10 protein-coding genes are annotated in these 12,683 nt (G+C 59.0%); 1 reads left to right on the top strand and 9 read right to left on the bottom strand.

All coding sequences use genetic code 11. The features are described 5' to 3' along the window. Positions 1–95 precede the first annotated feature (95 nt). On the top strand, positions 96–356 hold the full coding sequence (locus CAF80_RS04975; protein WP_085666910.1) for a hypothetical protein: 261 nt from the start codon (positions 96–98) through the stop codon (positions 354–356). Positions 357–452: 96 nt separating this feature from the next. Here CAF80_RS04975 and CAF80_RS04970 read toward each other — a convergent pair whose 3' ends face one another. The 9 genes from CAF80_RS04970 to CAF80_RS04930 form a co-directional block, all read right to left on the bottom strand. After that, positions 453–1,586, bottom strand: a complete 1,134-nt coding sequence (locus tag CAF80_RS04970; protein ID WP_085666909.1) for a hypothetical protein — start codon at positions 1,584–1,586, stop codon at positions 453–455. Positions 1,587–1,887: 301 nt separating this feature from the next. After that, positions 1,888–2,868, bottom strand: a complete 981-nt coding sequence (locus CAF80_RS04965) for a peptide ABC transporter ATP-binding protein (RefSeq protein ID WP_007953682.1) — start codon at positions 2,866–2,868, stop codon at positions 1,888–1,890. After that, positions 2,868–3,836, bottom strand: a complete 969-nt coding sequence (locus tag CAF80_RS04960) for an ABC transporter ATP-binding protein (protein ID WP_064382563.1) — start codon at positions 3,834–3,836, stop codon at positions 2,868–2,870. Before CAF80_RS04960 ends, CAF80_RS04965 begins: the two co-directional genes overlap by 1 nt. Positions 3,837–3,846: 10 nt before the next feature. Then, positions 3,847–4,773: an ABC transporter permease subunit gene (locus CAF80_RS04955; RefSeq protein WP_039769224.1), complete on the bottom strand. Its 927-nt coding sequence runs from the start codon at positions 4,771–4,773 to the stop codon at positions 3,847–3,849. Positions 4,774–4,784: 11 nt separating this feature from the next. Continuing rightward, entirely contained in the window at positions 4,785–5,795 is a 1,011-nt protein-coding gene (locus CAF80_RS04950; RefSeq protein WP_007953665.1) for an ABC transporter permease subunit, read from the bottom strand. A gap of 74 nt (positions 5,796–5,869) precedes the next feature. Continuing rightward, positions 5,870–7,465, bottom strand: coding sequence for an ABC transporter substrate-binding protein (locus CAF80_RS04945; protein ID WP_085666908.1), 1,596 nt, complete (start codon positions 7,463–7,465; stop codon positions 5,870–5,872). 77 nt (positions 7,466–7,542) lie between these two features. Beyond that, on the bottom strand, positions 7,543–8,979 hold the full coding sequence (locus CAF80_RS04940) for an OprD family porin (RefSeq protein WP_039769228.1): 1,437 nt from the start codon (positions 8,977–8,979) through the stop codon (positions 7,543–7,545). A gap of 177 nt (positions 8,980–9,156) precedes the next feature. Continuing rightward, a complete protein-coding gene (locus tag CAF80_RS04935; RefSeq protein ID WP_074691859.1) occupies positions 9,157–10,755 on the bottom strand; it encodes an ABC transporter substrate-binding protein in 1,599 nt (532 codons plus the stop codon). Positions 10,756–11,054: 299 nt separating this feature from the next. Next, entirely contained in the window at positions 11,055–12,680 is a 1,626-nt protein-coding gene (locus tag CAF80_RS04930) for an ABC transporter substrate-binding protein (RefSeq protein ID WP_064593358.1), read from the bottom strand. Positions 12,681–12,683 lie beyond the last annotated feature (3 nt).

Below are 12,683 nucleotides of genomic sequence, written 5' to 3'. Positions count from 1 at the left end.
AACGTCCTATCTGGTGAACCCGGCGGATTGGAACTAGATTTCAATCAGCGTCAGGTCAGCATGAATTTCTCACCTGGAACAGGATGGACTCGGCTATGAAAAGCAGGTTGCTACGGATTTTGCTGCTGTTGAAAGTGATGGTGATGCTGTCCCTCGGCACCGCGACGGCCTGGGCCGAGTGCGAGGATCACGATACCCAGGCGTCCAGCGGGCAGGTGGGGCACAGCACGCTGATGCTGGCCAAGTACGAGTCCGAGCCGGGCGATAAGGGCCAGGGTGGCAGCGGCGACGATGACGACTCGACCACCGACGAGCCGGACTCCGATGATCCGGATGAAGGCGACAGCCAAACTTAGTGTGCGGAGGGCACATTTCTACGCATTCGGGTTTCAGATGGACGGGTTGAGAAAAGGCGAAGCGTGGAGCTTCGCCTTTTTATTTTCTCTGCGTGCTTAGCGTGGCTGGATTGGAGCCTTTCCGGAATTGAGGATTGGGACTTCGTAAGTGCTGTACCACTCATCTTTCATGTGGTCGTAGATACCGCTGACAATCCCTTTGCAAACAGCAATGGTGTTTTCCAGGAAAAAGTATCCACCCGGAGTTCCAGCCTTGGAGCGAGGCTGCGACAAGAAGTACTGGATCTTACGAGCACGGCTAACCGTCAGCTTGTCCTCGTCCGACAGTTCGTCGATACCCAGTGTTGCAATGATGTCTTTCAGTGGTTCGTATTTCTCCAGCAAGTTCAGAACGCTATTAGCTGTTTTGTAGTGTTCTTCACTGACCACGTCCGGGTTCAGCAGGCGCGAAGTCGAGCTCAGTGGATCTACCGCTGGATAGATATTGTCGGCGGCCAGTTTTGTAGACAGAACGAAGGAGGCGTCCAGGTCGGCGAAAGTGGTCGACGGCGCCGGGTCGGTCAGGTCCTCCGCAGGTGTGTAGATGGCTTGTACAGAAGTTATCGATCCCCTCGGCTCTCGCGGGGCGCCTATCTCTGTCGCGAGGGTCGGCTGGTAAGCGACTTCCGAAGGTATTCGACCGAGCAGTGCGGAGACTTCGCTACCGGCCTGGGTGAATCGGGGGGAGGAATCGATTGTCACCAGAACGTTACGACCTTCGTCACGGAAATGCTCGGCCACGGCCAATCCGACTTTTACCGCCCTTAGATAGTCGTCCTGTGAGTCATGTTCCGAGCCGATCAATCTCAATCGTTTGTCATCACTTGCGTCCTTACTTATGGAGTTCGGGTAGCTCGACCCAAGCCCGTTTTCTATAGAAACAACAAAAAACGATTGCTGAGATTTTGCGATGTTATTTATCAGTTCCTGTATCAATACCGTCTTGCCAACCCCTGCTCCCCCGAACACACCGATTTTGCTGCCCTTCAGAACGGGGCGCAGCAGATCGATCGTCTTGATCCCGGTTTTCAGCGTGTGGGAATCCGTTGGCTCTGACGTGATGTCTATGGGGTAGTCTTTGCTAGCCCTGGCAGTGAGCTCCCCCTTGCCGTCCCGCGGTTGGAGATTAAAGTCAACCACCCGATCCAGCAGCGCACGAGGGTGCGGTGTAGCGATGTGTTCATCGTTCATTTCCTGATACTCCAGATCCAACAATAGAGGGATTGAGTGCAGCGTCACGCGTATTGAGTACGTGAAACCATAAGCCTGCCTCGCTCTATCGAGCACCTGTCATAACTGACAGTTGTTTAGACCGTTGCGCGATAGCCCGGGATTTTTTGGTCACCCCACCGAATATCCAACGACGCCGGGTCAGCCGGATGTAAACGCCGGACAAAAGAAAACCCCTTCTTTCTCGACTGATGCGCAATCGGGGCAGAAGGGGTTTGGTCAACTCATCAACAACCCGCCCCGGGAAACGGGGCGGGTTTTTTCAGGCCGCGCCGTCGAGGAACTGCTCGGCGTAATGGCAGGCAACCTGACGGGTGTCGAGCTGGCGCAGGGCCGGCTCTTCGCTGCTGCAACGCGCGGTGGCGTATGGGCAGCGCTTGTGGAACGCGCAGCCAGGTGGCGGGTTCAGCGGGTTGGGCAACTCGCCGACGATCTTGATTTTCGGCTTGTCCGGATCCGGATGGATGGTCGGGGTCGCCGACAACAGCGCCTGGGTGTACGGGTGCAGAGGGCGGGCATAGATGTCGTGCTTCGGACCGATTTCCACCGGGCGACCGAGGTACATCACCATCACGTCATCCGCCACGTGCTGCACCACCGCCAGGTTGTGCGAGATGAACACGTAACCGGTGTTGAACTCCTGCTGCATGTCCATGAACAGGTTCAGCACCTGCGCCTGGATCGACACGTCCAGCGCCGAGGTCGGTTCGTCCGCCACCAGCACTTTCGGTTGCAGCATCATGGCGCGGGCCAGCGCGATACGCTGACGCTGACCGCCGGAGAACATGTGCGGATAACGCTGGTAGTGCTCGGGACGCAAGCCGACCTGCTTCATCATCGCCTGGACTTTCTCGCGACGTTCGGCGGCCGACAGGTTGGTGTTGATCAACAGCGGCTCGGCCAGTTGATCACCGATTTTCTGCCGTGGGTTCAACGACGCGTACGGGCTCTGGAACACCATCTGCACGTCTTTGCGCAGTTGTTTGCGCTGAGCCTTGTCGGCGCCGGCCACTTCTTGCCCGGCGATTTTCAGGGAACCGGACGACGGCTCTTCGATCAGGGTCAGGGCGCGGGCGAGGGTGGATTTGCCGCAGCCCGATTCACCGACGACGGCGAGGGTCTTGCCGGCTTCCAGCTCGAACGACACGCCGTTGAGGGCGCGCACGGTGGCGTGGCCCTTGAACAGGCCACGGGAGACTTCGTAGTGACGGGTCAGGTCGCGGGCGGTAAGTACGACGGCCATTACGCCACCTCCTGGTTCAGCGGATAGAAGCAGCGGGCGAGGCTGTGGCTTTTCGGGTCAAGGGTCGGACGCTGCGCGCGGCAGCTGTCCTGCACGTACGGGCAGCGCGGCGACAGCAGGCAGCCTTGCGGGCGGTCGTAACGGCCGGGAACGATGCCCGGCAGCGTGGCCAGACGCTCGGCACCCTGGCTGTGTTCCGGAATCGCCTTGAGCAGCGCTTCGCTGTACGGGTGGGCCGGGATGTCGAACAGTTGCGGAACCTGACCGACTTCAACGGCTTGACCGGCGTACATCACGCACACGCGCTGGGCGGTTTCAGCCACGACGGCGAGGTCGTGGGTGATCAGCACCAGGCCCATGTTCTGCTCTTTCTGCAACGCCAGCAGCAGATCCATGATTTGCGCCTGAATGGTCACGTCGAGTGCAGTGGTCGGTTCGTCGGCGATCAGCAGTTTCGGCTCGCCGGCAATCGCCATGGCAATTGCCACACGCTGGCTCATGCCGCCGGACAGTTGATGCGGGTAGGCATCCATACGGCTGGCGGCGCCCGGGATCTCGACTTTTTCCAGCAGTTCGATCGCACGCTTGCGCGCTTGCTTGCCGGACATTTTCAGGTGCAGGCGCAGCACTTCTTCGATCTGGAAACCGACGGTGTAGCTCGGGTTCAGCGCGGTCATCGGGTCCTGGAACACCATCGCCAGGTCTTTGCCGACGATCTGCCGACGCTGGCGGTTGTTCAACTTGAGCATGTTCTTGCCGTCGAAGCTCAGGGCGTCGGCGGTGACGATCCCCGGGTGCTCGATCAGGCCCATCAGCGCCATCATGGTCACGGACTTGCCGGAACCCGACTCGCCCACGATCGCCAGGACTTCGCCCTTGTCGACTTTCAGGTCGAGGCCGTCGACGACCGGGGTGGCGTTCTTGTCGCCGAAGCGAACGTTGAGATTCTTGATTTCTAACAGTGACATGGGAATCTCCTCAGGCGGCGTTCTTGAGTTTCGGGTCCAGCGCATCGCGCAGGCCGTCGCCCATCAAGTTGATTGCCAGCACGCTGAGCAAAATGGTCAAACCAGGCAGACTCACCACCCACCAGGCGCGTTCGATGTAGTCGCGGGCCGAAGCCAGCATGGTGCCCCACTCAGGGGTTGGCGGCTGAACGCCGAGGCCGAGGAAGCCCAGGGCGGCGGCATCGAGAATCGCGGAGGAGAAGCTCAACGTCGCCTGGACGATCAGCGGTGCCATGCAGTTCGGCAGCACGGTGATGAACATCAGGCGTGGCAGACCGGCACCGGCCAGGCGCGCGGCGGTCACGTAGTCGCGGTTCAACTCGCCCATCACGGCGGCACGGGTCAGACGCACGTAGGACGGCAAGGACACCACGGCAATCGCGATCACGGTGTTGATCAGGCCAGGGCCGAGGATGGCGACGATCGCCACGGCCAGCAGCAGCGACGGCAGGGCCAGCATGATGTCCATCAGACGCATGATGGTCGGGCCGACCACTTTCGGGAAGAAACCGGCGAACAGACCCAGCAGGATCCCCGGGATCAGCGACATCACCACCGACGACAGACCGATCAGCAGCGACAGGCGCGAACCCTGGATCAGACGCGACAGCAGGTCGCGACCCAGTTCATCGGTGCCGAGCAGGAATTGCATCTGCCCGCCTTCGAGCCACGCCGGCGGCGTCAGCAGGAAGTCGCGGTATTGCTCGCTCGGGTTATGCGGGGCGACCCACGGCGCGAAGATCGCGCAGAAAATCACCAGCAGCATGAACAGCAGGCCGGCGACGGCGCCCTTGTTCTTGGCGAAAGCCTGCCAGAACTCTTTGTACGGTGACGGGTACAGCAGACTTTGATCCACGGCGGTGGCGGCGGTGACTACTGAGGAAGTTGGAGTGCTCATGGGTATTGACCTCAGCGCTGATGACGGATGCGTGGGTTGGCAAAGCCGTAGAGGATATCCACCACGAAGTTGACCAGAATCACCAGGCAGGCGATTAACAGGATGCCGTTTTGCACAACCGGGTAGTCCCGGGCGCCAATGGCTTCGATCAGCCATTTACCGATGCCGGGCCAGGAGAAGATGGTTTCGGTCAGGACCGCACCGGCCAGCAGGGTGCCGACTTGCAGGCCGACCACGGTCAGTACCGGGATCAGCGCGTTGCGCAGGCCGTGTACGAACACCACGCGCGACGGCGACAGGCCTTTGGCCTTGGCGGTGCGGATGTAGTCTTCACGCAGTACTTCGAGCATCGACGAACGGGTCATTCGCGCGATCACCGCCAGCGGAATGGTACCCAGCACGATGGCCGGCAGAATCAGGTGGTGCAGGGCATCGAGGAACGCGCCCATGTCATCGGCCAGCAGGGTGTCGATCAGCATGAAGCCGGTGCGTGGCTCGATGTCGTAAAGCAGGTCGATCCGCCCGGACACCGGGGTCCAGCCCAGGCTCACCGAGAAGAACATGATGAGGATCAGGCCCCACCAGAAGATCGGCATCGAGTAACCCGCGAGGGAGATGCCCATCACCCCGTGGTCGAACAGGGATCCTCGCTTGAGGGCCGCGATCACCCCGGCCAACAGGCCCAGGATACCGGCGAACAGCAGGGCGGCCATGGACAGTTCCAGGGTCGCCGGGAAGAGGGAGGTGAACTCGGTCCATACGCTCTCACGGGTGCGCAGGGATTCGCCGAGATCGCCGTGGGCCAGTTTGCCGATGTAGTCCAGGTATTGGGCGTACAGCGGTTTGTTCAGACCGAGGCGTTCCATTGCCTGAGCGTGCATTTCGGGGTCGACCCGACGTTCGCCCATCATCACTTCCACGGGGTCGCCGGGAATCATGCGAATCAACGCGAAAGTCAGCAAGGTGATGCCGAAAAACGTGGGGATCAACAACCCCAGTCGGCGGGCAATAAAACTAAACATCGTGTGTGGTACCTCATCAGCCGGTTAGGCGTGCCCGGTTTCCCTGGGGTCAGGGAAACCGGGAGTTTTCTTATCTACTTCACCTGGGTGGTGGCGAAGTTATTGGTTGTCAGAGGGCTGATGTGATAACCCTCTACGTTGTTGCGCATTGCGGTGAACATGCGGGTGTGGGCCATGCTGATCCACGGCTGATCCTGATTGAACAGCACTTGAGCCTGTTCATACAGCCTGGCGCGTTCGGCCGGATCTACTTTAGCCCGTGCTTCGTCGAGCAGGGCCTGGAATTTCTCGTTGCACCAGCGCGCGTAGTTTTCGCCGTTCTTGGCCGCTTCGCAACTGAGCATAGGCGTCAGGAAGTTATCCGGGTCGCCGTTGTCGCCCGCCCATCCGGCCGAGACCATGTCGTGCTCGCCGGCCTTGGCGCGTTTGAGCATCTCGCCCCATTCCATCACGCGGATGTCGATCTTGATCCCGACTTTCGCCAGGTCAGCCTGCATCATCTGCGCGCCGAGCATCGGGTTCGGGTTGGTCGGGCCGCCACCGTTGCGGGTGAACAGGGTGAGCGTGGTGCCTTCCGGTACACCGGCTTCCTTGAGCAGGGCGCGGGCCTTGTCGAGGTCACGTGGCGGGTTTTTCAGCTCGTGGTTATAGCCCAGCAGGGTTGGCGGGTACGGGTTGACCGCAACCGTCGCGTTGCCTTTGCCGAACAGGGCGTTGACGTAGGCTTCCTTGTCGAAGGCGATGTCGATCGCTTTGCGCACCCGCACGTCGCTGATGTACTTGTGCTGGGTGTTCATGGCGACGTACGAGACGGTCATCGCATCCAGTTCGTCGACTTTCAGGTTGCTGTCTTTCTTGATGCTCGGGATGTCATCCGGTTTCGGGTACAGCGCGATCTGGCACTCGTTGGCCTTGAGTTTCTGCAAGCGCACGTTGTTGTCGGTGGCGATCGCCAGGATCAGCGCGTCAGCCGGCGGCTTGCCACGGAAATAGTCCGGGTTGGCCTTGAAGCGAACCTGGGCGTCCTTGTTGTAGCGCTGGAAGATGAACGGCCCGGTGCCGACCGGTTTGTTGTTCAGGTCGCCGGTCTTGTTGGCCTTGAGCAACTGGTCGGCGTACTCGGCCGAATAGATCGAGGAGAACGCCATGGCGATGTCGGCCAGGAATGGCGCTTCGCGACGGGTCAGGGTGAACTTGACGGTGTTGTCGTCGACTTTCTCGACGCTTTTGAGCAGTTCCTTGAAGCCCATGCTTTCAAAGTACGGGAAGCCCACGCTCGACAGCTTGTGCCACGGGTGATTCGGGTCCAGCTGACGCTGGAAACTCCAGACCACGTCGTCGGCGTTCATGTCGCGGGTCGGCTTGAAATATTCGGTGGTGTGAAACTTGACGCCTTTGCGCAGGTGGAACGTGTAGGTCAGGCCGTCGTCGCTGATGTCCCAAGATTCGGCCAGCGCCGGAATCACTTCGGTGGTGCCGGGCTTGAAGTCCGCCAGACGGTTTAAGATGGTTTCGGCCACCGCGTCGGCTGTGACTGCAGTCGTGTACTGGACTATATCGAAGCCTTCCGGACTGGCTTCGGTGCAGACCACCAAGGGTTTGGCCGAGACGCCGACAGCGACACTCAGCAACGCAGCCGCGATGGCCGCACGTAGGGGAAGCATTTTCATCAAGAACCCTCTGCAATCGGTTGAAGACAAAAGCCGAACGGCCGACTCGTCACTGAGTCAGCCGTCGGCGTGCGGTTTTACAGGATGTTGAACGGGATGGTGGTCACGAGACGGAACTCGTTGATGCTGCCGTCCGACTGGAATTCGCTCGCACGGTGCGCGGTGTAGGTGCCGCGAATGGTGGTCGCTTTAAGAGGGCCGCTCTGTACTGCGTAGGTGGCACCGATACCGTATTCATAATGGTGCTCGCCATCTTGTTCCTGGATACCGTCGTAACCCTTGCCGGCAACGCCTTTGTTGCCGTTGTAGTGGGTACCGTCGATGCCCCAGCCGCGTGCCTGATAGATGTTGAACTTCAGGCCTGGCACGCCGTATTCGGCCATGTTTATGCCGTAGGAAACCTGGAAGGATTTCTCGTTCGGGCCGTTGAAGTCCGACAGCAGGGAGTTGGCCAGGTAGATGCCGTTGGTTTCATGCAGGTAGTCGAAGTACTCGTTACCGTTCACTTGCTGGTACGAGAACGTCAGGCTGTGGGCCTGGTGGGTCAGGCCGAACGACAGAGAGTAGGTGTCGTTGTCGATATCGCCCAGCAGTTTTTTGCCTTCATCAACGGTCTTGTAGTAGTTAAGACCGGTAGTCAGGGCGAGGACATTGCTGTCACCCAGTTCATGGGTGGCGCCGAAGTAGTACTGGTTCCACAGGTCTTCGACCTGAGTGCCCCAAACACTGGTTTTCAGGCTTTCAAGTGGCTGGTAGCTGATACCGGCAGTGTGCACGTGATCGGATTCGACACGGCCGTTGGCGTATTCGGCGCGGAATTTCTGCAGGCTCTGTTCCGAACGTGGCGACACGCGGTCGAACGTGGCCAGGTCGAAGGACAGGTTGTTCAGCTCTTCACTGTGCAGGGAAATACCTTCGAAGCTCGAAGGCAGTGCACGGTTGCCGATCACGTCGACTTGCGGGCTGCTGAAGTTCATGCGACCTGCGGTCAGCGTGGTGTTGGAAATACGGGCCTTGATGTTGGCCAGCCCGATTTTGCTCCACTGATCGACCGCTTCACCGTTGTTCTTGTGAGTCAGGGTACGGTTGTTACCGGAGAAGGAGCCGGTCTTCGGTGCACCACCGTTGCCGGAGGCCAGATTCTCACGATCACGCTCCAGCGCGATGGCGTTGTACGCGGCAACTTCGGTGCTGATCCCTACAGTGCCTTCGGTGAAGCCCGAGTTGTACTTGACGATGGTGCCTTGCACCCAGTTGATACGACGGTCGGTCTCGGCGATTGCACCATCTTTCTTATAGGCAAACTTGCCGCCACGCTTCAGTTGTTCGTTGGCGTACCAGTTGCGGGTAGTGCCGGTGATCGACTGACCTTCGACGAAACCGGTGGCTTCTGCCTGGGCGCTCTTGGTGTTGACGGTCACCGGGGTGAACGCCTGGCTTTGGGTTTCCGCGTAAGCCGTGGCGGTGATGCTGCTGATGGCCAAGGCCAATATCGCGGTATTGCTCAGTTTCATGGGTGAAGCTCCTTTACTTTCTTTTTATGCCGGCTTTTTTGGGTTGGCCGGTTATTGGTTTAGAACTCATTCACACATCGCAAACGTTTGCAAAATGCCTGATTGGCGAATTTCGGCAAAGCGCTTGCGTGAGGGGGTAGACGGCCCCCTCAGCATTGCGGCTAATCGGTTTTTTGTTTAATCGATGCTGACACCCGAAAACACGTTGCGACCGAACGGGCTCACCTTGAACCCTTCGACTTTGGCGCTCAGCGGCTGGTTGACCGTCGAGTGGGCGACAGGCGTGATCGGCACTTGCTGCTTGAGCAGTTGCTGGGCCTGTTTGTAGAGCACGGTGCGCTGGTCACGGTCGGTGACGACCTTGGCCTGTTTGATCAGCTTGTCGTAAGCCGGATCGCACCACATGGAGTAGTTGTTGCCGCCGATGGCGTCGCAGCTGTATAGCGTGCCGAGCCAGTTGTCCGGATCCCCGTTGTCACCGGTCCAGCCGATCAGGCTGACGTCGTGCTCGCCATTCTTGGTGCGTTTGATGTACTCGCCCCATTCGTAGCTGACGATCTTCACTTTCAGACCGATCTTGGCCCAGTCGGCCTGGAGCATTTCGGCCATCAGTTTGGCGTTCGGGTTGTACGGACGTTGTACCGGCATCGCCCACAGGGTGATCTCGGTGCCTTCCTTGACGCCGGCAGCCTTGAGCAGCTCTTTGGCTTTCTCCGGGTTATAGGCGGCGTCCTTGATCGTGTCGTCGTAGGACCATTGGGTCGGCGGCATGGCGTTGACGGCCAGTTGACCGGCGCCTTGATAAACAGCGTTGAGAATTCCCTGTTTATTCACCGCCATGTCCAGCGCCTGACGCACTTCGAGCTGGTCGAACGGCTTGTGACGGACGTTGTAGGCGATGTAGCCGAGGTTGAAGCCCGGTTTCTCGATCAATTGCAGTTTCGGGTCGTTCTTCAGTGCCGGCACATCGGCCGGACGCGGGTGCAGGGTGACCTGACATTCACCGGCCTTGAGCTTCTGCACACGTACCGAGGCGTCGGTATTGATCGCGAAAATCAGGTTCTTCAGCTTCACCCGGCTCGGATCCCAGTAGTGCGGGTTGCCGGTGTAGCGAATGTTCGAGTCTTTCTGGTAGCTCTTGAACACGAACGGGCCAGTGCCGATCGGCTTCTGGTTGATGTCGCTCGGCTTGCCTTCGGCCAGCAGCTTGTCGGCGTACTCGGCGGACAGAATGGCGGCGAAGCTCATGGCAATGTTCTGGATGAACGCGGCGTCGACGCTGTTGAGCGTGAACTGCACGGTCAGCGGCCCGGTCTTCTCGACCTTGGCGATGTTCTTGTTGAGGCTCATCCCGTTGAAATACGGGAACTCGGTCGGATAAGCCTTACGGAAAGGCTGTTGCGGATCGAGCATGCGGTTAAACGTGAACAGCACGTCGTCGGCGTTGAAATCGCGTGTAGGTTTGAAGTACGGCGTTGTATGAAATTTCACACCTTCACGCAGGTGAAAGGTGTACTTGAGGCCGTCCTCGGAAATATCCCAGCTGGTTGCGAGGCCCGGTACTACACCGGTCGCACCTTTTTCGAACTCGGCCAGGCGGTTGTACAGCGGTTCGGCGGCGTCGTTATCGGTCGCCGTCGTGTACTGCGCGGTATCGAAACCGGCCGGGCTGCCTTCGGAGCAGAACACCAGACTGTCGCTGGCGGCGAAACTGGCGGACGTGGCGGCCAACAGGCCGGCGCCCAGCAATGCGGAAAAAACCAAGGTATGGCGCATGACGCTCCCTCTTTTTTAGTGTTTTTCAATGCGCCGCGATCCCGTCCAGGGACGTTGTGGCTGCATTGAGCTCCAACCGAAACGAACAGCAAAACCGAAAGCCCACGCAGTCACTGGTCAGAACCCGACGGTAGGGGCCGTGGGTCTGGCAGTAAATGCGCTGAGTCCTAAAGACTCGTAGGAAAAGGCGACACGTCCTAAACCATCCCGGTAAGACGGGGTGGAAAAAGTTGTAGGCAAATTCCTAACTTCTCGGCAAAAAAACAGCGGCGACGCTGAAAACGTCGCCGCTGCCTCTTTTATTTGCTGACGCTGACGCCGTAGAAGGAGTTCAAGCCGAACGGGCTGATCTTGAAGTCCTGCACGTTGGCGCGCATGGGTTGATACACCGTCGAGTGAGCGATAGGTGTCATAGGGACTGCATCTTTGAGGACGTGCTGCGCCTCTTTGTAGAGTTCGGTGCGCTTGGCCTGGTCAGTGGTGCGCTTGGCTTCTTTCACGAGGCCGTCGAATTTCTTGTCGCACCATTTGGAGAAGTTGTTGCCGCTCAGGGAGTCGCAACCAAACAGCACGTTGAGCCAGTTGTCCGGATCACCATTGTCACCGCTCCAGCCAATCAGCATGCCCTGGTTCTCGCCACCCTTGGAGCGCTTGATGTACTCGCCCCACTCGTAGCTCTGAATCTTCACGTTCAGACCGATTTTCTTCCAGTCGGACTGGAGCATTTCGGCCATCAGTTTGGCGTTCGGGTTGTACGGACGCTGAACCGGCATCGCCCACAGAACGATCTCGGTACCTTCCTTGACGCCGGCTTCCTTGAGCAGCTGTTTGGCTTTCTCAGGATCGTACTTGGCGTCCTTGATGGTGGTGTCGTAGGACCACTGGGTCGGCGGCATGGCGTTGACGGCCAGTTGGCCCGCGCCCTGGTATACCGAGTCGATGATCTGTGGCTTGTTGACCGACATGTCCAGCGCCTGGCGAACGCGCAGGTCGGCCAGCGGATTAGGCTCGTTGCTGCCCTTGACCTTGTCCATCACGTTGTAGGCGATGTAGCCCAGGTTGAAGCCAGCCTGGTCAGGCATCTTCAGCGCAGGATCGGCTTTCAGTGCCGCGAGGTCGGCCGGACGCGGGAACAGGGTGACCTGACACTCGTTCTTCTTCAGCTTCTGGATACGTACCGACGGGTCGGTGGTGATGGCGAAGATCAGGTTGTCGATCTTCACGTCTTCAGGCTTCCAGTATTCCTTGTTGCCGGTATAGCGGATGTTGGAGTCTTTCTGGTAGCTCTTGAACACGAAAGGACCAGTGCCGATCGGCTTCTGGTTGATGTCGGCAGCCTTGCCTTCTTTCAGCAGCTGGGCTGCGTACTCGGCGGACTGGATCGACGCGAAGCTCATGGCCATGTTCTGGATGAACGCAGCGTCGACTTCTTTCAGGGTGAACTTGACGGTGTGGTCGTCGACTTTATCGATCTTGGTGATGTTGGTGTCCATCCCCATGTCGGTGAAGTACGGGAATTCGGTCGGGTACGCCTTACGGAACGGGTCATCCTTGTTAATCATGCGATTGAAGGTGAACAGCACGTCGTCGGCGTTGAACTCACGAGTCGGCTTGAAATACGGGGTGGTGTGGAACTTGACGCCTTCGCGCAGGTGGAAGGTGTAAGTCAGGCCGTCATCCGAAATGTCCCACTTGGTCGCCAGACCAGGAATCACGGCGGTACCGCCACGCTCGAACTGGGTCAGACGGTTGAACATGGTTTCGGCTGAGGCGTCGAAGTCGGTTCCGGTGGTGTATTGGCCTGGATCGAAACCGGCCGGGCTGCCTTCGGAGCAGAACACCAGGTTAGTCGCAGCGGTGGCGAAAGGTGCGGAGGCTAACAAGCCTGCGCCGACTAAAAACGGAATGACCGCGTGTTTAAGCATGTT

The sequence above is a fragment of the Pseudomonas sp. B34(2017) genome (genome assembly GCF_002112915.1).
GTDB classification, from domain to species: domain Bacteria; phylum Pseudomonadota; class Gammaproteobacteria; order Pseudomonadales; family Pseudomonadaceae; genus Aquipseudomonas; species Aquipseudomonas pharyngis.
This window is presented reverse-complemented; position numbering and strand designations above follow the sequence as displayed.